The 18348-nt window shown below is 73.0% G+C and carries 16 protein-coding genes and 1 pseudogene; 7 read left to right on the forward strand and 10 right to left on the reverse strand.

Annotated elements, in window-relative coordinates; translation table 11 throughout:
• Window positions 1–928 precede the first annotated feature (928 nt).
• Window positions 929–1894 carry a pirin family protein gene (locus BJ965_RS03210; RefSeq protein WP_184907249.1) on the reverse strand — a complete coding sequence of 322 codons (966 nt, stop codon included), beginning with the start codon at window positions 1892–1894 and terminating at the stop codon, window positions 929–931.
• A 149-nt stretch (window positions 1895–2043) separates the two neighbouring features.
• Between BJ965_RS03210 and BJ965_RS03215 the strand changes: the two genes are divergently transcribed.
• The 3 genes from BJ965_RS03215 to BJ965_RS03225 all read left to right on the forward strand — a co-directional run bounded on the left by BJ965_RS03215 (window position 2044) and on the right by BJ965_RS03225 (window position 3393).
• Window positions 2044–2526: a MarR family winged helix-turn-helix transcriptional regulator gene (locus BJ965_RS03215; protein WP_184907250.1), complete on the forward strand. Its 483-nt coding sequence runs from the start codon at window positions 2044–2046 to the stop codon at window positions 2524–2526.
• Window positions 2523–2969 carry a winged helix DNA-binding protein gene (locus BJ965_RS03220; protein ID WP_184907251.1) on the forward strand — a complete coding sequence of 149 codons (447 nt, stop codon included), beginning with the start codon at window positions 2523–2525 and terminating at the stop codon, window positions 2967–2969. Before BJ965_RS03215 ends, BJ965_RS03220 begins: the two co-directional genes overlap by 4 nt.
• A gap of 64 nt (window positions 2970–3033) precedes the next feature.
• On the forward strand, window positions 3034–3393 hold the full coding sequence (locus BJ965_RS03225; protein WP_313666691.1) for a tetratricopeptide repeat protein: 360 nt from the start codon (window positions 3034–3036) through the stop codon (window positions 3391–3393).
• A gap of 65 nt (window positions 3394–3458) precedes the next feature.
• On the opposite strand, the gene BJ965_RS03230 is transcribed toward BJ965_RS03225, so the two are convergent.
• Complete coding sequence (locus tag BJ965_RS03230) at window positions 3459–4862, reverse strand: PepSY-associated TM helix domain-containing protein (protein WP_184907252.1); 1404 nt, start codon at window positions 4860–4862, stop codon at window positions 3459–3461.
• A gap of 153 nt (window positions 4863–5015) precedes the next feature.
• Between BJ965_RS03230 and BJ965_RS03235 the strand changes: the two genes are divergently transcribed.
• Together BJ965_RS03235 and BJ965_RS40340 are read left to right on the forward strand one after the other, a co-directional pair.
• Entirely contained in the window at window positions 5016–5660 is a 645-nt protein-coding gene (locus tag BJ965_RS03235; RefSeq protein WP_184907253.1) for a peptide deformylase, read from the forward strand.
• A 311-nt stretch (window positions 5661–5971) separates the two neighbouring features.
• Window positions 5972–6906: pseudogene (locus BJ965_RS40340) on the forward strand (ATP-binding cassette domain-containing protein); the annotation flags it as partial.
• A gap of 57 nt (window positions 6907–6963) precedes the next feature.
• On the opposite strand, the gene BJ965_RS03245 reads toward BJ965_RS40340, so the two are convergent.
• Window positions 6964–8394, reverse strand: a complete 1431-nt coding sequence (locus BJ965_RS03245; RefSeq protein WP_184907254.1) for a dihydrolipoyl dehydrogenase family protein — start codon at window positions 8392–8394, stop codon at window positions 6964–6966.
• A 119-nt stretch (window positions 8395–8513) separates the two neighbouring features.
• Here BJ965_RS03245 and trxA point away from each other — a divergent pair, with 119 nt between their 5' ends.
• Window positions 8514–8897: a thioredoxin gene (trxA, locus tag BJ965_RS03250; protein WP_030851095.1), complete on the forward strand. Its 384-nt coding sequence runs from the start codon at window positions 8514–8516 to the stop codon at window positions 8895–8897.
• A 90-nt stretch (window positions 8898–8987) separates the two neighbouring features.
• Here the strand turns inward: trxA and BJ965_RS03255 are convergent, their stop codons facing one another.
• The 3 genes from BJ965_RS03255 to BJ965_RS03265 form a co-directional block, all read right to left on the reverse strand.
• A complete protein-coding gene (locus BJ965_RS03255; RefSeq protein ID WP_184907255.1) occupies window positions 8988–10424 on the reverse strand; it encodes a benzaldehyde dehydrogenase in 1437 nt (478 codons plus the stop codon).
• Window positions 10425–10896: 472 nt separating this feature from the next.
• Window positions 10897–11934 (reverse strand): LacI family DNA-binding transcriptional regulator, encoded by a 1038-nt coding sequence (locus BJ965_RS03260; protein WP_184907256.1) that lies wholly within the window; start codon window positions 11932–11934, stop codon window positions 10897–10899.
• A gap of 94 nt (window positions 11935–12028) precedes the next feature.
• Window positions 12029–12697 (reverse strand): TetR/AcrR family transcriptional regulator, encoded by a 669-nt coding sequence (locus tag BJ965_RS03265; RefSeq protein WP_184907257.1) that lies wholly within the window; start codon window positions 12695–12697, stop codon window positions 12029–12031.
• Between the two features lie 129 nt (window positions 12698–12826).
• Here BJ965_RS03265 and BJ965_RS03270 point away from each other — a divergent pair, with 129 nt between their 5' ends.
• Window positions 12827–13390 carry an NAD(P)H-dependent oxidoreductase gene (locus tag BJ965_RS03270; RefSeq protein WP_030851110.1) on the forward strand — a complete coding sequence of 188 codons (564 nt, stop codon included), beginning with the start codon at window positions 12827–12829 and terminating at the stop codon, window positions 13388–13390.
• A gap of 91 nt (window positions 13391–13481) precedes the next feature.
• On the opposite strand, the gene BJ965_RS03275 is transcribed toward BJ965_RS03270, so the two are convergent.
• From BJ965_RS03275 to BJ965_RS03290, 4 genes are read right to left on the reverse strand one after another with little or no spacing between them, the layout of a single operon-like run.
• Window positions 13482–14606 carry an XdhC family protein gene (locus BJ965_RS03275; protein WP_184907258.1) on the reverse strand — a complete coding sequence of 375 codons (1125 nt, stop codon included), beginning with the start codon at window positions 14604–14606 and terminating at the stop codon, window positions 13482–13484.
• Window positions 14599–16713 (reverse strand): xanthine dehydrogenase family protein molybdopterin-binding subunit, encoded by a 2115-nt coding sequence (locus tag BJ965_RS03280; protein WP_184907259.1) that lies wholly within the window; start codon window positions 16711–16713, stop codon window positions 14599–14601. The genes BJ965_RS03275 and BJ965_RS03280 overlap by 8 nt, the downstream gene beginning before the upstream one ends.
• Complete coding sequence (locus tag BJ965_RS03285; RefSeq protein ID WP_184907260.1) at window positions 16710–17702, reverse strand: FAD binding domain-containing protein; 993 nt, start codon at window positions 17700–17702, stop codon at window positions 16710–16712. The genes BJ965_RS03280 and BJ965_RS03285 overlap by 4 nt, the downstream gene beginning before the upstream one ends.
• Window positions 17699–18244: a (2Fe-2S)-binding protein gene (locus BJ965_RS03290; RefSeq protein WP_184907261.1), complete on the reverse strand. Its 546-nt coding sequence runs from the start codon at window positions 18242–18244 to the stop codon at window positions 17699–17701. Before BJ965_RS03290 ends, BJ965_RS03285 begins: the two co-directional genes overlap by 4 nt.
• Window positions 18245–18348: the final 104 nt, after the last annotated feature.

Genomic DNA, 18348 nt, shown 5'->3' on the forward strand with positions numbered 1-18348 from the left:
GGTGTCTCGGCTTCCTTCCTGTCGGCCGGGGCGGCCCTTCCCCCGAGGGAGAGCGCGAGAGTGTCGAAGCGCTTCACTTCGCGACGCAAGTTAATGAGGTCAAGAGGATCGCCCTGCTGCACCATGACGCGCCGCCTGTCGAGCGCCTGGGCGTCGCCTCCTTCCGGACCGGGACGGAGGCGCTGCACGGCGTGGCCTGGCTCGGCGAGGCCACGGTCTTTCCGCAGGCAGTGGGGCTCCGCGCCACCTGGGACAAGGACCTCGCGCGCGAGGTCGCCACGGCCCAGTCATCTGCGGCCCGTCGTCGCCTCTCGAAGCAGTGCCGAGGCCGTCATCGTCGTACAAGCGCAACATGCGAGCAGCGCTCATCACCACGAACCTTCGAACCAAGATCCGGACCATACCCAGCCGTCCGCAGCTTGTGGCGATCGGAGCTGTTCAAGCTGGTCAAACTGCATCTGAGCCGTGTACCACCAGCAGACGAAGAACCTGCTAGCCCCTCTCCGGCGCAGCGCTTTTCGGATCGGACACACGCGGCGCTGCCGACAGACAGCGGTGACATCGGCATCTTGTGGAATCTCAACAAGGCGGCGGTGGGAGCGACGCGTTCCTTTCCGCAACGCCTGACTCGACGGCCAGCCGGGTCAGCATCGGTCCGGACACCACCGAACCTGCAAACCCCTACACATGCGCTGAAGCCGGGAAAGGACCTCGCATCCCCGCCTGACAAGGCGTCAGCAAAGTCAGCATCAGGTCAGCAAGAGTCCTGCCAAAGCCACCCACAGACAGCCACACCGTGGATCGCCAACCGCACCGGCCTGAGCCGGCCAGCTGTTTGGACGCCTTCCGGCAAGCAGGTGGAAGACAGCGAGAACAGCCCGACCGTCCTCCGACCCGCGGCCACCAAAGCCTGACGTGTTTCCGCAGGTCAGCGGACCCTTCCCCGCGGTTTCAACGGCACCGGCGGCAGTTCCGGTGCGGGCAGTGGCGCCCCGTCGTACCCCTTCACTTCCCCGAACCGGGAGCCCTCCATCCAGTCCCGCCGCGCCTGCTCGATCTCCCCCTGCGTCCGTCCGATCCAGTTCCAGAACATGATCAGTTCCTCGTCGAACGGTTCGCCGCCCAGGAGCATCAGGCCCGCGTCCGACTCCGCCCGCAGGGGGAGTTCGCTGCGGCCGCAGCCGAGGTAGAGCATCGAGCCGGGGAGGACGGGGACGCCGTCGACGTGGGCCTCGCCCGACATGGACAGCACGGCGTACTCGAAGTCCGGCTCCAGGGGAAGCCGTACGTCCGTGCCTCGGGTCAGGGCGAGGTCGGCGCCGACGATCGGGGTGTAGGCCGTGCCGGGTGACGTCGCGCCGTCGAGGTCGCCGAGGATCAGGGTCGCCGTGACGCCGGGTGCCGTGACGACCGGCAGGTCGGCGTGGTGCTCGAAGCGCGGGTCGGTGTGGCGGTGGCTGTCGGGGAGCGCGACCCACAGCTGCGCGCCGTGCAGGAAGCGGGCGTGCGAGCGCGGGCTCTCCTCCGAGTGGCTGATGGCCCGGCCGGAGGTCATCAGGCCGAGTTCGCGCGGGCGGATCGTCTGGAGGCTGCCGGTGGAGTCGCGGTGCAGCACCTCCCCCTCGTGCAGCCAGCTCACGGTCTGCAGACCCATATGGGGGTGCGGCGGCACCTGCATGCCGGGCTCGTCGGCGATGTCGTCGGGGCCGTAGTGGTCGACGAAGCACCATGCTCCGACCATGCGGCGGCCGAGGTTGGGCAGCAGCCGTCGGACCTCGCTGGACTCACCCAGCTTCACCCGGCGAGGGCTGAGAAGTTCGCGCACCGGCTCCGCCACCACGAAGCCACGGCCACCGCACAGGGAGGGAGCCGCCTCGCGCTCAAGATTGCTCATGGCGCCCAACCTAGACCGGCGCGGGGCCCTGCGTCAGCGTCACGTTCGGGCCGCGCCGCGAGCGCCCCGTCGGCCCCGTCGCTGTCCCGTCCGACGGGGTCTCGCAAAAATAGTAACCATGTACATGGTAGCCATGTACAGTATCCGGCATGAGCAACGGTCCCGAGGGCGCTACGCCCGGCTTCATGGTGTGGCGGCTGTCGATGAAGTGGCGGGTCGCGGTCGACCGCGCCGTGGCCCCGCTGGGTCTCACCCACGCGCAGTACTCACTGGTCGCGTCGCTGTACGGCATGCAGCGCTCCGGCGAACGTCCCAGCCAGCGCCGCCTCGCCGACCACACCGGCCTCGAGCCGCTCTACGTGTCGAAGCTGGCCCGCGCACTGGAGACCGCCGGCCTCCTGGAACGCACCAGGGACCCCCGCGACCCGCGCGCGGTGCAGCTCGCCCTCACCGAGCAGGGCCGCGAGGTCACCCGGCGGGCGATCGACGTCGTCCACGGGCTCCTCCAGCAACTCCTCGACCCGCTCGGCGGGCTGGGCAGCGCGCGCACCCGGGCCTTCATGCGCGAGTTGACGGCCCTGCTCGACGCACCTCTTGATCCTTTCAGCGAGCCCGAGACGGAGCAGTCATGACCACCAGCACTCCCCCGGTCGGCCCCCGTGACATCGCCCTGGCCCACTACGCCGGCCGCGCCCTCCTCGAGACCGTGCTGGCCCGGCACGGCATCACCTTCCAGCAGTCCGTCACCCTCCGGCTCGCCGCCGTCGCCGACGGCCCGGTCGGCCGCGAGCAGCTCGTGGACGGTGTCACCGGCGCCCTGAAGACCGGCGCGGCCGAGGTGCACCGCGTGCTCGACGAGCTGATCGCCGCGCAGTTGCTGACGCCGGACGGGTCGTCGGACGTACGGATCACGGACGCCGGGCGCGCTCTGTACGCCACCACCTCGGGCGAGACGGCACCCATCACCGCCCGGATCTACGACGGCATCCCGGCGGAGGACCTGGTCGTGACGGGCCGGGTGCTGAGCCTCATCACCGAGCGGGCCGGGGCCGAGCTGACGGCGCTGCGCCGGTGAGCCCGATGGCGTAGTGGAATATTGAACCAACAGGTTCGGTTGTCGGCCTCGAAGGAGGCGACACGTGAACACCATCCAGGACACGACGTACTACGCCCAGGGAACTCCGGCCGAGCGCTGGGAGCGCGCGCAGCTGTTCTTCGACGCCAAGGACTACGCCGCCGCCGCGCGCGTCCTGGTCGGGCTCGTCGAGGAGGTGCCCGAGCAGACCGGGCCCCGGCTGCTCCTGGCGCGCTCCTACTACCACTCCGCCCAACTGCGTCGCGCCGAGGCCGAGTTGCGGACGATCGTCGAGCGGGACCCCGTGGAGCACTACGCCCGGCTGATGCTCGGCCGCACGCTCCAGCGGCAGAGCCGGCACGAGGAGGCGGAGTCGCAGCTGCGGATCGCCGCGACGCTCGCGGGTGACTTCGAGCAGCTCTGACCCGCGCCGTACATGAGGGTGCCCGGCTCCGTGGGGAGCCGGGCACTCGTGTGCCTGAGGGTCTGCTACCCGGCCGGTGTCCCGTACGACCGCCGCCCCCGCCGGTGGGCAATCTCCCCCAGCAGGATGTCGACGGCGAGGAAGGCCGCCAGCGGGATGCCGAACAGGGGCAGGAAATACCCGAGTACGGCGATGCCCGCCAGCAGCGGCACGAGGATCTGCGGCCGGACCTGCTGCCAGGCGCCGCGCGGAATCGGACGGCCGAAGGCGGTGCCGCGCCCGCGCTGCCACCACATGCGGTAGCCCCAGACGATCAGCAGGATCAGGGAGAGCGCCAGCAGCATCAGGGCGATCTGGTTGGCCAGGCCGAACAGGACGCCGGTGTGCAGGTCGATGCCCCATCGGGTGAGCTTCGCAAGGACCGGGTGGTCCGCGAACCGCGACACATCGGTGACCTCGCCACTGGCCGGGTCGACCGCGACGGCGTCCTGCTTGGAGGGCCAGCTGCGCTGCACCTGCTTCACGACGTACGCCGAGGTGGCGTCGGCGGGGGGCACGATCTCCACCGGGTCGCCGAGCCCCTCGGCCCGCGCCGCCGCCAGAACCTTGTCCAGGCCCACACCGTGCGCGGCGTCGCCCGCCCGCCCGGTGGCGGAGCCGTGGCCGGAGTGCTCACCGCCCGCCGCGGCCGACACCGACGGGGTGGCCTGGCCCAGCGAGGTCCGCAGCTCGTCGATGGTGGCCCCGGCGTAGGCCGACCAGGTCAGACCGGTCGCCGAGAGGAAGAAGAACCCGGCCGCCGCCCATACGCCGACGCTGCCGTGCAGTCCGAGGGTGCGGCGCCGCCCCTTCGCCCCCCGCACCTTGCGCAGGGCTCGGCGGCGGGAGAACCACAGCACCAGACCGCCCGCCGAGATGACCCACAGCCAGCTGGCCGCCAGCTCGCTGTACAGCCGCCCCGGCTCCCCCAGGCGCAGGTCCCGGTGGAACTCGTCGATCCAGGTGCGCAGCGGCAGCGCGCCGGTCGAGCCGTACTGTTCGAGCGAGCCGCGCACCTTCGCGGTGTACGGGTCGACGAACACGGCCAGCGCGTGGCCCTCGTCGACGCCCGGGACGCCGGACAGCATCACCCTGGTCGTCGCGTCGGCCTCCGGCGAGGGGCGTACGGCCGAGACGGTGCCCTCGGGGTGCGACTCGCGGGCGGCGGCCACCTGCTCGCTGATCGGCAGCTTCCGCTCACCCACGGGGACGGTCAGTTCGTGGTCGTAGACGAGCTTCTCGGCCTGGAAGGACCCGGCGTACAGCAGGCCGGTGACGGCGGCGACGAGGAGGAACGGCGCCACCAGCACCCCGGCGTAGAAGTGGAGGCGGAGGATCAGCGGGCGCAGGGGTGCCCAGCTGCTCTTCGACGGTGCCGGGGCGGCCGGCTGCGGGGCCTCGTCCGTGGTGGTCGAGGGAGCGGTGGTCATCGGCGGGCTTCTCCGGGGACGTCGTCAGGGCCGGTGCGGTGTGGGCGGTGGCCGTTGCGGTGCAGTAGTCGGAGCGGCGGGGCATTCAGTTCCCGGAGAACGTGTGTGACGTACATCACGCGGGGGTGGGGGGTGCCGTGTCATCCTGGCGCGATGGGAACCTCGGACGATCACGCACCCCTGACCGAGCGGGTCGAGCAACTCCTCGACGGAGGTGTCCCGTTGACCATCGTCGCGGCCGGCGACCCGGTGCTGCGGCAGGGTACCGAGCCGTACGACGGTCAGCTGGAGCCCGCGCTGCTGGCCCGGTTCGTCGAGGCCCTGCGGGTCACCATGCGCGCCGCGCCGGGGGTCGGCCTGGCAGCGCCGCAGGTCGGTGTCGGGCTCAGGATCGCGGTGATCGAGGATCCGGCGCCGGTACCGGAGGAGGTGCGTCTCACCCGCGGGCGGGTGCCGCAGCCGTTTCGGGTGCTGGTCAATCCCGCCTACGAACCCGTCGGTGAGTCGCGGGCCGCGTTCTTCGAGGGCTGCCTCAGCGTGCCGGGCTGGCAGGCGGTGGTGGCGCGGCACGCCGAGGTGCGGCTCACCGGGCAGGACGAGCGCGGGCAGGCGCTGGACGAGGTGTTCGAGGGCTGGCCGGCGCGGATCGTTCAGCACGAGACGGACCATCTCGACGGAGTCCTCTACCTGGACCGCGCCGAGCCGCGTTCGCTGTCGTCCAATCTGGCGATGGCGGAGCGCTGGGCCCAGCCGACACCGGAGGAGGCGGCGCGGGCGCTCGGCTTCGAACTGCCGTAGCGCACGCGGAGCGTCTCCGCCGAAATGCGGAGGCGCCCGCGGCGGGGGCTCCGTTACCGTGACCGCATGTCTACGCCCCGAATTTCCTAGCCGAGGACCCACTCCCACGCCACCCGTGTGTCCTCGTGCTTGTTCGGAGCGTCTTTCTCATGATCACCGTTCGTGACGTCGACGTGCGCGTGGGCGCGCTTCCGCTGCTGTCCGGCGTCTCCTTCCACGTCTCCCCCGGCGACCGCATCGGCCTGGTCGGCCTCCCCCGAGCTCTCGGCTTCGCCCGAGCAGGGAGGTACCCCCATCGGCGCCGGGAAGACGACCGGGTTTTCCACCTGGACCCGGGACGGGCCGCGCTCGACATCCACAACACCGGCTGGGACGCCTACCTGGAGCAGCGGGACGCCGACGAGCGGCGCCGGACGCGCGAGCGGGCGAACGCCGAGCGCAAGGCGGCGCTGCACGCCCAGGCCGACAAGATGCGCGCCCGGGTGGCGACCGCGGTGGCCGCACGGAACATGGCCCGCCGCGCCGACCGCCTGCTCGCGGACCTCGAAACGGCCCGGCACGCCGCGAAGCCGGCCAGGATCCGGCTGCCCGCGCCGGCGCCCTGCGGCCGGGTCCCGCTCGGCGCGGTGAGCCTGACCAGGTCCTACGGCAGCCAGGCCGTGCTGCGGGGTGTCGACCTGGCCGTCGACCGGGGCAGCCGCCTGGTGGTGCTGGGGCCCAACGGCGCCGGAAAATCACCCTGTTGCGCATCCTGGCCGGGCAGGACACGCCCGACAGCGGCCGGGTGGTCCACGGGCACGGTCTGCGCCTGGGCTACTTCGCGCAGGAACCCGACACCCTGAACCCGGAGTCGACGGTCCGTGAGCACCTGGCCGGAGCCGCGCCGCACCTCACCGACGGGGAGGTGCGGCGGGTCCTGGGCGCGTTCCTGTTCACCGACGACGACACCGGCAAGCGGGTCGGTGTCCTGTCCGGCGGCGAGAAGACCCGGCTCGCCCTCGCGGGTCTGGTGCACTCGGGCGCGAACGTCCTGCTCCTCGACGAGCCCACCAACAACCTGGACCCGGCCTCCCGCGCCGAGGTCCTGGCCGCGGTGGGCACCTACCCGGGCGCGATCGTCATGGTCACGCACGACGAGGGCGCCGTCGACGCGCTGCGGCCGGATCGGGTGCTGCTGCTGCCGGAGGCGGAGGAGGACCTGTGGGACGACGACTACCGGGACCTGGTGGTGCCCGCCCACCTGTGACCGCGCACGGGTGACCCGGCAGGGCCGTCCGGCGCGGGGCGCCGGACGGTCCGCGGGTCAGGCGTCGCGGTACGCCTCCAGCAGCCGCAGCCACACCTCGCTGATGGTGGGGTACGACGGGACGGCGTGCCACAGGCGGCTGACCGGAACCTGCCCGGCGACCGCGACGGTCGCGGAGTGGATGAGTTCGCCGACGCCGGGGCCGACGAGGGTGACGCCGCGCAGGATCTCGGCCTCCAGGTCGACGATCATGCGGGCGCGGCCCTGGTAGCCGTCGGCGTACAGGCCCGCCCCGGCGACGGTGGACAGGTCCACGTCGACGGCCCTCACCCGGTGCCCCGCCTCTTCCGCCTCGGCCAGGGACAGGCCCACGGCCGCGGCCTCCGGGTCGGTGAAGACGACCTGCGGGACGGCGGCGTGATCGGCGGTCGCGGCGTGGGCGCCCCAGGGCCCGGCCACGAGGGTCTCCCCGGTGGCCCGCGCGGCGATGGCGGCGCCCGCGATGCGGGCCTGGTACTTGCCCTGGTGGGTGAGGAGTGCGCGGTGGTTGACGTCGCCGACCGCGTACAGCCAGTCGTGGCCGTCCACACGGAGGCTGTCGTCGACCGGCAGCCAGGAGCCGGGGTCGAGGCCGATCGTCTCCAGGCCGATGTCGTCGGTGCGCGGGGCCCGGCCGGTGGCGAAGAGGATCTCGTCGGCCTCGATGCGGTCGCCCGTGTCGGTGACGGCCACGACCGTCCCGTTCTCCCGCGTCACCGACTCCACCGAGGTACCCGTACGGATGTCCGCGCCTGCCTCCGTGAGCGCCTCGGCGATCAGTTCCCCGGCGAACGGCTCCATGCGGGGCAGCAGGCCCTTGCCGCGGACCAGCAGGGTGACCTGCGAACCGAGGGCCTGCCAGACCGTGGCCATCTCGGTGGCCACCACTCCCCCGCCGATCACGATCAGCCGGCCGGGCACGGTCTGGGAGCTGGTGGCCTCCCGGCTGGTCCACGGCTTGACGGCGTCGAGCCCGGGCAGGCCGGGCAGGGCGGCGCGGCTGCCGGTGCAGACGGCGACGGCCTGCCGGGCGGTCAGGACGCGCTCGCCGCCGTCCGGGCCGGTGACCGTCACGGTGCGGGGGCCGGTGAGGCGCCCGTGGCCGCGGTACAGGTCGGCGCCGATGGAGTCGAGCCAGCCGACCTGACCGTCGTCCTTCCAGTTCGAGGTGTAGTAGTCCCGGTGGGCGAGGACCGCGGAGGCATCGAGGGGGCCCTGTACGGACTGGCGCAGGCCGGGGACGCGGCGGGCGTCCGCGCGGGCGATGACCGGACGCAGCAGAGCCTTGCTGGGCATGCACGCCCAGTAGGAGCATTCACCGCCGACCAGTTCGCTCTCCACGACCGCCGTGGTCAATCCGGCGGCGCGGGTGCGGTCGGCGACGTTCTCCCCCACGGGCCCGGCACCGAGCACCACGACGTCGTACGTGTTGGTTTCCGTTTCCGTCATGGGGTCAGTCTGGTGGGTGGTGTGCGCCCTGGCCACATGGGTAGGGGCGCGGAATACGTGTCCGGTCGGCCGTGTTGTGCCGACGGCTTGACCCCCCACCAGGAAGAGGGATGTACGCCATGAGCAGCACCGTGGAGCTCACCAAGGAGAATTTCGACCAGACGGTCACGGACAACGAGTTCGTCCTGATCGACTTCTGGGCCGACTGGTGCGGGCCGTGCAAGCAGTTCGCCCCGGTGTACGAGAAGGCGGCCGGGGAGAACCCGGACCTGGTGTTCGGCAAGGTGGACACCGAGGCGCAGCCCGAGCTGGCCGCGGCCTTCGGTATCCAGTCCATTCCCACGCTGATGATCGTCCGTGACCAGGTCGCCGTGTTCGCCCAGCCCGGCGCCCTGCCCGAGGCCGCCCTGACGGACGTCATCGGGCAGGCCCGCAACCTCGACATGGACGAGGTGCGCAAGTCGATCGCCGAGCAGCAGGCCCAGCAGCCGGCCGCCGAGTGACGGCTCCCGGGGCCCGGGGCCTCTCGGGCCGGCTCCTTGAAGGGGTGCCGGACCTGGAAGGGGTGCCGGGCCTGGAAGGGGCGTCGGCTCCTAGAAGGGGTACGGAGCGACGTCTCCGCGTACCGTCGTCCAGCGCAGTTCGGTGAAGGCCTCCAGATTGGCCTCACCGCCGAAGCGGGCGCCGGTGCCGGAGGCGGCGACTCCGCCGAAGGGCGCCACGGCCTCGTCGTTCACCGTCTGGTCGTTGATGTGGACGATGCCGGTCGGGATGCGCTCGGCGAGGTCCAGGCCGCGGGCCGGGTCCCTGGTGACGATGCCCAGGGAGAGGCCGTACGGGCTCTGCGCGGCCAGCGCCGCCGCCTCGTCGGTGGTGGTGAAGGGGCGGACGGGCGCCACAGGGCCGAAGACCTCCTCCGTGTACGCGGGGGAGCGGTCGTCCACGTGGGCAAGGACCGTCGGCCGGTAGAAGAGCCTGTCGTGGGTACCGCCGGCGGCGAGCTTGGCACCGGCGGCCGTGCTGGCCTCGACCAGGCCGCTGATCTTGCCGAGCTGGGCCGAGTCGATGATGGGCCCCAGGTGGACCTGGTCCCGGTGCGGGTCGCCGACCGCGAGCGAGTCCGCCTTGGCGGCCAGCCGCTCGACGTACTCGTCGTAGAGGGACGCGTGCACCAGATGGCGTCCGGTGGTCATGCAGATCTGGCCCTGATGGAAGAACGAGCCCCAGGCGGCCGTGGAGATGACCGCGTCGAGGTCGGCGTCCTCCAGCACGATCATGGCCGAATTGCCGCCCAGTTCCAGGTGGGCCCGCTTGAGGTGACGGCCGGCGGCCTCGCCCACGGCCCGTCCGGCGGCGGTGGAGCCGGTGAAGGAGATGACCGGCACGCGCGGGTCGGCGACCAGGGCCTGTCCGGCCTCCGGGCCGCCGGGGAGCACGTGCAGCAGGTCCTCGGGCAGGCCCGCGGCGGCGAAGACCGCGGCGAGGGACAGCCCTCCGCAGACGGCCGTGCGCGGATCCGGCTTGAGCAGGACCGCGTTGCCCAGCGCCAGGGCCGGAGCGACGGAGCGGATGGACAGGATCAGCGGGGCGTTGAACGGCGAGATCACGCCGACGACACCGGCCGGGACGCGGCGCGTGTACGACAGGCGCGGCGCCTCACTGGGCAGGACCTGGCCGACCGGGCGGGAGGCGAGCGCCGCTGCCTCGTAGCACTCCTGGGCGGCGACGTGCAGTTCGAAGTCGGCCTTGCCGGGGACGGAGCCCGATTCGCGGACGAGCCACTCGCGCAGTTCGGCGGCGTGCTCGGTGAACAGGTCACCGGCCTTGCGGAGCACGGCGGCGCGGGCGAAGTGCGGGGTGCGTGCCCATGCGCGCTGGGCGGTGGCGGCCCGTCCGGCGGCGGCCTCCACGTCCACGGGGGCGGCGAGGGCGAAGGTGCCGAGGGCTTGGCCGGTGGCGGGCTCGGTGACGGTGTACCCGGCCCCCGCGAGGCGGCGGGGCTGCCAGGCCCTGGTGTCGAGCAACGGCATGACGGCTCTCCGATCGATCGGTCACCGGCTGACGGGTTGGGCACAACTCCCGTACGTGCGCGGCCGGTTCGGCGGTCACATGGCGGGACGCGCCGAGCGGACGCGGCGGTGTGCCGCGGCCCGCGCAAGACGCGTCCCCGTTTTGTTGAGCATGCAACATCCTAGCCGTGCCGCGGCACGAAAGCCGGGCGGCCGGGCCGTGCGCCGGCCGGTCGAGCCGAGCAGGTCGAGCGGGCTGTGCCGGGCCGGTCCTGCCGAGCAGGTCGAGCCGGGCCGGGATGGTCCTGCAGGCCGGTCGAGCCGAGCCGGTCCTGCCGGTCCGCGCCGGGCCGGGCCGCGCCGGCCCTGCAGGCCGGTCGAACCGAGCCGCGCCGGCCCTGCAGGCCGGTCGAACCGAGCCGCGCCGGCCCTGCAGGCCGGTCGAACCGAGCCGCGCCGGCCCTGCAGGCCGGTCGAGCCGGGCCGCGCCGGGTCAGCTCGATTCGCGGTGCAGCACCGTCGCCCCCAGCACCTTGTGCGTCTCGGGCTCGGTGCTGGGCTTGCGCACCGCGCGGTCGACCAGTTCGGCCAGTTCACGGCCGCAGGGCAGCTCCAGGTGGACCGTGCTCAGCCTGGGCCGCAGCAGCCGCCCGAGCATCAGGTCGTCGGCGCCGATCACGGCGGTCTCCTCGGGGATGCGGATGCCCTCGTCCAGCAGGGCGCGCATCAGCAGCATCGCGTACTCGTCGTTGTAGGTGAACACGGCGTCCAGGCCGAGGGTGCGCCAGCGGGCGGCAAGGCGCGCCGCGGCCTGCTCGTCGTAGGCGAGGGGCAGTTCGGTCACCGTGGCGTCCGTGCCGCGCACCGACTCGCGCACACCGTCGAGGCGGGGCGCGGAGAACGCCTCGAGTCCCGCCTCCTGCGGGACGACGACGCCGATCCGGCGCCGGCCGCGGTCGTAGAGGTGGGCGCCCGCGCTGTGGCCGACCACGTCGTGGTCCATGAGCAGCGCGTGCGCGCCCTCGATGGTCTCGGGGCCGAGGGTGACCACGGCCCGGGCCCCCGAGCGCTTGAGCACCGCCACTCCGCGCGGGCCGAGACCGGAGCCGGGCACGAGCACGGCCACGGGCCTCAACTCGGCCCAGGCGCGGGCTGCTTCGTCGCCGTGCGGGCCACCGGTGCCGTACTGCACGACCGTGTAGTCCAGACTGCCGAGTGAACCCTGGAGGTCAGTGAGGAACCGGTTGTAGAGCGGGCCGACGGGGAAGGTCGGCGCGGGGATGAGGACCATGCGGCTGTGCCCGGCGCGCAGGCTGCGGGCCGCGGCGTGCGGTACGTATCCGATTTCCCTCGCGGCGTCGTGCACACGGCGGCGGGTGGGTTCGCTGATGCGTACGGCGCTGGTGTTGTTGAGGACGTAGGAGACGGTCGCGCGCGAGACGCCGGCCAGGCGGGCCACATCGGCGCTCGTGGGCACGGAGCGCGACGGTGCGGGGGACGGGGGCGCGGGCGTTTTCGGTATCTGCACCATGACGTACGGCATCTTGGCAGAAGCCCCAATGCGCGCTTCCGGCGGGGGAGTTGTGACGAACCCGTGAGCGCTCACGAAGTGGGGCGGAGGACCCTCAGCGGGCGGCGCCCGTGCCCGTCACCCGGTCGACCAGATCGGTCCACGCGGCTTCGAGACGGGACAGCGGTATGCCGCACTGCCTGGTCAGGTGGTGCACGAGGGCCGGGTCCAGCTGGCCCATCAGCGTGTGGGCGAGGAGCTCGCAGTCCGCCCCGGGCACCGCCTGCCGCAGCAGCATCTCGATGTGGTGCCGCAGCACACGACGAGCGGGCACCACATGGCGGCGGCTCGCGCCGGGCTCGGCGGCCAGTTGCAGCTCCAGCTCGTCGGTCGAACGGCGCAGCATCGCGCAGCCGAACGCCCGCAGTCGCTCCACGGGCGGCGCCCCGGGTCCGAGCGGCGGCGGGCCACCGAGGAACGCGGCCTGGAACTTCTTCTCGGAGTGGTCGAGCAGCGCCGTCAGCAAACCGGTGCGGTCGCCGAATCGACGGAAGACCGTGCCCTTGCCGACACAGGCCTCGGCAGCCACCGCCTCCATCGTGACGGCCTCCGCGCCGCGCTCCGCGACCAGCCGCCCGGCGGCCTCCAGCAGCCGGGCGCGGTTGCGCGCGGCGTCGGCCCGCAGGCACGGCTCGTCACCCTCCAGGGCGCTGCCGAGCTGGAGCAGCTCCGGGTGGTCGACGGGCTCCTGGGGCGTCGGGAAGGGCGGCGGGACGGTGGACATGAAGCCAGCGTAAAGCATCGGGAACAAAACTGGACCGCGGTCCGGTTAGGATGCTACAACCTTAAACGGACCCCGGTCCGGATCGATACGCAGTGTTTTCAGAGCAGTGCCTCATACGTGGGAGTCAGCATGTCCGTTCGTATCCTCGCCCTCGTCGGCAGCCTTCGCGCCGGTTCGCACAACCGCCAGCTCGCCGAGGCGGCCGTCAAGCTCGCCCCCGAAGGGGCCGAGGTGAACCTGTTCGAGGGTCTGGCCGAGATTCCCTTCTACAACGAGGACATCGACGTGGAGGGCAGCGTCCCGGCCGCCGCCGCCCGGCTGCGCGAGGCCGCGAACGCCGCCGACGGCCTGATCCTCTTCACCCCGGAGTACAACGGCACCATCCCGGCCGTCCTGAAGAACGCCATCGACTGGCTGTCCCGCCCGTACGGTGCCGGTGCCCTCAGCGGCAAGCCGGTCGCCGTGGTCGGCACCGCCTTCGGCCAGTACGGCGGTGTCTGGGCGCACGACGAGACCCGCAAGTCCGTGGGCGTGGCCGGCGGCAAGGTGCTGGAGGACGTCAAGCTGTCCATCCCCGGCTCGATGACCCGCTTCGCCGAGACGCACCCGGCCGACGACGCCGAGGTCGCCGAGCAGCTGACCGAGGTCATCGCCCGCCTGCACGGTCACGCGTCGGAGCCCGCCGCGGCCTGACCGCGTCATCCCGCACCCGTGGAGGGGCCGCGGCCGACAACGGCCCCGGCCCCTTCGGCATGCCGACGGCAGGGTGTGTACGGGCAACCGGTCAGACCGGCTGTGGCTCGCGGGCCGTCCGGTGGATCGGCCTGCCCGAGCCGGTGAGCGGCGCTCCCGTGCCGCCGTGCCGTACCGCGACGATCTCCGCCGCGATGGACACTGCGGTCTCCTCGGGCGTACGGGCTCCCAGGTCGAGGCCGATCGGCGACCTCAGCCTGGCCAGCTCGCGCTCGCTCACCCCCGCGTCCCGCAGCCGCCGGTTGCGGTCCTCGTGGGTGCGGCGGGAGCCCATCGCGCCGACGTAGGCGACGGGCAGCCGCAGCGCCTCCGTCAGCAGGGGGATGTCGAACTTCGCGTCATGGGTGAGCACACACAGCACCGTGCGCCCGTCGGTCTCGGTGCGTCGGAGGTAGCGGTCGGGCCAGTCGACGACGATCTCGTCGGCCTGCGGGAAGCGGGCCTTGGTCGCGAAGACGGGCCGCGCGTCGCACACGGTGACGTGGTAGCCGAGGAATGTGCCCGCCCGCACCAGGGCCGCCGCGAAGTCGATCGCGCCGAAGACGATCATGCGGGGCGGTGGGGCGGCCGACTCGACGAGCAGAGTGACACCACCGGGGCAGTGCGACCCGTCCTCGGAGAGCTCCACGGTGCCGGTGCGGCCGGTGTCCAGCAGCGCCCTGGCCCGGTCGAGCGCCGCGCGGTCCAGCTCCGGGCCGCCGCCGAGGCCCCCGTCGGACGAGCCGTCGGGGCGGACCAGCAGGGCCCGGCCCAGGAGGCCGGACGGGCCGCGCACCACCCGGGCCAGGGCCACCGGCTCGGACCGGGCGGCAGCCGCCAGCGCCGCACTCTCCGCCGAACGACCGCCCGCGAACGGGGTGATCATCACGTCGATCGTGCCGCCGCAGGTCAGTCCCACCGCGAAGGCGTCCTCGTCGCTGTAGCCGAACCGCTCGACGAGCGTCTCGCCGTCCTGGAGGGCCTGAAGGCACAGGTCGTACACCGCTCCTTCCACGCAGCCTCCGGAGACCGAGCCGAGGGCCGTGCCGTCCGCGGAGACGGCCAGCGCCGCGCCGGGAGGGCGCGGGGCGCTGCCGCCCACGGCGACGACCGTGGCGACGGCGAAGCCCCGGCCCTCCTCGATCCACTCGCGCAGAGGCCCCGCGAGATCAAGCATGGCCGCCCGCCAGCAGCACGCGGTCGGGGCGGATCGGCAGATTCCGGTGGCGTACGCCGGTCGCGTGCCACACGGCGTTGGCGACCGCCGCGGCCGCGCCCACGATGCCGACCTCGCCGATGCCCTTGATGCCGACCGGGTCGTCCGGGTCGGGGTCGTCGACCCAGTCGGCCTCGATGTGCGGTACGTCGGCGTGCGCGGCGACGTGGTAGCCGGCGAGGTCGGCGCCGTAGACGCCGCCGCTCGCCCGGTCCCGGACGGCTTCCTCGTGCAGGGCCATGGAGATGCCCCAGATCATGCCGCCGATGAACTGGTTGCGGGCGGTGAGCGGGTTCACGATCCGGCCGGCCGCGAAGATGCCCAGCATGCGGCGCACACGGACCTCTCCGGTGGCGGGGTCGACGGCGACCTCGGCGAACTGCGCACCGAAGGCGTGCCGCTCCTTCTGGGCGAGGGCGCCGAGGGCTTCGGCCGTGTTCGACCGTACGGTGACGCCCTCCGGCGGGATGTCCGCGCCCGGCGTGAGGCGCCCGCGCAGTTCCTGGGCGGCGGCCGTGACGGCCCAGCTCCAGGAGCGAGTGCCCGCCGAACCGCCGGCGATCCCGGCGGGGCCGAGATCGCTGTCCCCGATCCGCACCCGGACGCGGTCCGCCGGGACTTCCAGGGCGTCGGCGGCGACCAGGGTGAGCGCCGTGCGGGCGCCGGTGCCGATGTCCGCGGCGTTGATCCGCACGGTGAAGGTGCCGTCCGCCTCCGCGGTGAGGGCCGCCGTGGACGGCATGGCCAGCGTGGGGAAGGAGGCGGCGGCGGTGCCGGTGCCGAGCAGCCAGCGGCCGTCCCGGCGCACGCCGGGCCGCGGATCCCGCCCGTCCCAGCCGAACCTGCGGGCGCCTTCCCGGAAGCAGGGGATCAGGTTGCGGCTGCCGAACGGCAGGCCGGACACCGGGCCCACCTCGGGCTCGTTGCGGACCCGCAGCTCGATCGGGTCGATGCCGCACCGCTCGGCGAGCTCGTCGAGTGCCGACTCCAGCGCGAACGAGCCCGGCGCCTCACCCGGGGCGCGCATCCAGGTCGGGGTGGGGACGTCGAGTTTCACGAGCCGGCTGGCGGTGTGGTGGGCGTCGGCGGCGTACATGGACCGGCTCGACGCCGCGCTCGGCTCGAGGAAGTCGTGGACGGTGGAGGTCTGGCTCAGCGACCGGTGCTCCAGCGCGAGCAGCCGCCCGTCCGCGTCGGCGCCGAGCCGGACCCGCTGGGCGGTGGGGCTGCGGTGGCCGGCGAGGGAGAACATCTGCCTGCGGGTCATGACGACCCGGACCGGGCGCTGCAGCACGGTCGCGGCCATCACGGCGGCCACCTGGTGGACGCGGACACCCTTGCTGCCGAAGCCGCCGCCGACGTGCTCGGACCGGACCCGTACGGAAGCCGGGTCGAGGGAGAAGAGGTTCGCGAGTTCGCCGGCGACCCAGCCGGTGCCCTGGTTGGAGTCGACGACCTCCAGTCGGCCGCCCTCCCACCGGGCCGCCGCCGCGTGCGGCTCCATCGGGTTGTGGTGCTCCTCCGGAGTGGTGTACTCCGCGTCGATCACGACGGCGGACGCCGCGAGTCCGGCCTCCAGGTCGCCCTTCTCCACCACGGCCGGCATGTGCCCGTCGAGCGCGTACGCCTCGGCCTCGCGCCCGGCGGAGAACGCGACGTCGTGCGGCTCCTGGTCGTAGTGCACCACGAGGGTCTCGGCGGCTTCCCTGGCCTGCTCGGAGGTCTCGGCGACGACCAGGGCCACCGGCCAGCCCAGGTGGGGCACGCGGTCGTGCTGGAAAAGGCCGACCGTGGGGTCCGGCGGAGTGCCCATGATGCCGGTGTAGCCGGTGTCGACACGCGGGGCGTTGTGGTGGTGGAGCACGGTGAGAACCCCGGGCATGGCGAGCACGGCCTCGATGTCCAGGGCGCGGATGCGGCCGCGGGCGACCGTGGACGGCACCAGCCAGCCGTGGGCGAGTTCCGCGAAGGGGATCTCGCCGGCGTAGCGCGCCGCTCCGGTGACCTTGTCGCGGCCCTCCACGCGCGGGTGCGCGGTGCCGACGGCTCCCCTGGTGGCGGTGGTCATCGGGCGGCCTCCTCGGCGAGTTCGCTCAGCACGGCCACGACGAGGTTGCGCATCAGGGTCACCTTGTATCCGTTGTGGGGCAGGGGCCTGGCGGCCGCCAGTTCGGCGTCCGCGGCGGCCGCGAAGTGCTCCGCATCGGCCGGGCCGCCGGTCAGGGCGCGTTCGGCCGCGCGGGCGCGCCAGGGGCGGGAGGCGACCGCGCCGAAGGCCAGGCGCACGTCGTGGACGAGGCCGTCCCGGACGTCGAGCGCGGCGGCGACGGAGCCGATGGCGAAGGCGTACGAGGCCCGCTCGCGCACCTTGCGGTAGCGGGAGTGGGCGGCGGTGGCGATGGGCGGCAGGGTGACGCCGGTGATGAGCGCACCCGGCGGCAGGGCGGTCTCCCGATGGGGGGTCTCCCCCACCGGCAGGTAGAAGTCGGCGAGCGGCAGCTCACCAGGCCCGGCGGCCGTTTCGTACGACACTCTCGCGTCGAAGGCTGCCAGTGCCACGCCCATGTCGGAGGGGTGGGTGGCCACGCAGTGGTCGGAGGCGCCGAGGACGGCGTGGTTGTGGTGCTCTCCGGTGACGGCGGGGCAGCCGCTGCCGGGGGCGCGCTTGTTGCAGGGGGAGCTGACGTCGGCGAAGTAGCCGCAGCGGGTGCGCTGGAGGAGGTTGCCGCCGACGGTGGCCATGTTGCGCAGCTGCCCGGACGCTCCGGCCAGCACGGCTTGCGCGAGGGCCGGGTAGCGGCGCCGGACCTCGGGGTGGGCGGCCAGGTCGCTGTTGGTGACGGTGGCCCCGATGCGCAGCCCGCCGTCCTCGGCCGGCTCGACGCGGTTCAGGGGCAGTTCGCGTACGTCGACGAGCCGGGCGGGCCGTTCGACACCGGTCTTCATCAGGTCGACGAGGTTCGTGCCACCGCCCAGGAATCGGGCTTCCCCGTCGCCGTCGAGCAGGGCGACCGCGCCGGAGACGTCGTACGCCCGCTGGTAGCCGAACTCCCTCATGCCGCAGCTCCCTTGGTCTCCTCGGCGGCCCGGGCCACGGCCTGGACGATCGACACGTACGCGCCGCAGCGGCACAGGTTGCCGCTCATGCGCTCGCGTATCTCCTCCGGGGTCAGAGGTGGTGGTCCCGCCTCGGGCCGGACGTCGCCGGTGACCGCGCTCGGCCAGCCGGCCGCGTGTTCCTCGATCACGGCGATGGCCGAGCAGATCTGGCCCGGTGTGCAGTAGCCGCACTGGAAGCCGTCCAGGTCGAGGAACGCCTGCTGCACGGGGTGCAGTCGCTCGCCCTCGGCCACGCCTTCGATGGTGGTGATCTCGCGCCCCTCCGCCGCCACGGCGAGCTGGAGGCAGGCCACGCTCCGGCGGCCGTCGAGCAGGACCGTGCAGGCACCGCACTGGCCCTGGTCGCAGCCCTTCTTGGTACCCGTCATGTCGAGTCGTTCCCGCAGGGCGTCGAGCAGGGTGGTGCGGTGGTCGACGGTCAGCGTGTACTTCTCGCCGTTGACGGACAGGGTGAGGTCGCTGGACGTCGATGGGGGCATGGAAGCCTTCTCTCTCACATCGCGAGGTCGGTGGTGGGCAGGGTCGCTACGGGTGGCGATGCCGGTTCGCGACCGTGCAGGATGCGGGGCGGGCGGGCCCGGGG

Origin of the sequence: Streptomyces luteogriseus, from assembly GCF_014205055.1 — a bacterium.
GTDB lineage: Bacteria > Actinomycetota > Actinomycetes > Streptomycetales > Streptomycetaceae > Streptomyces > Streptomyces luteogriseus.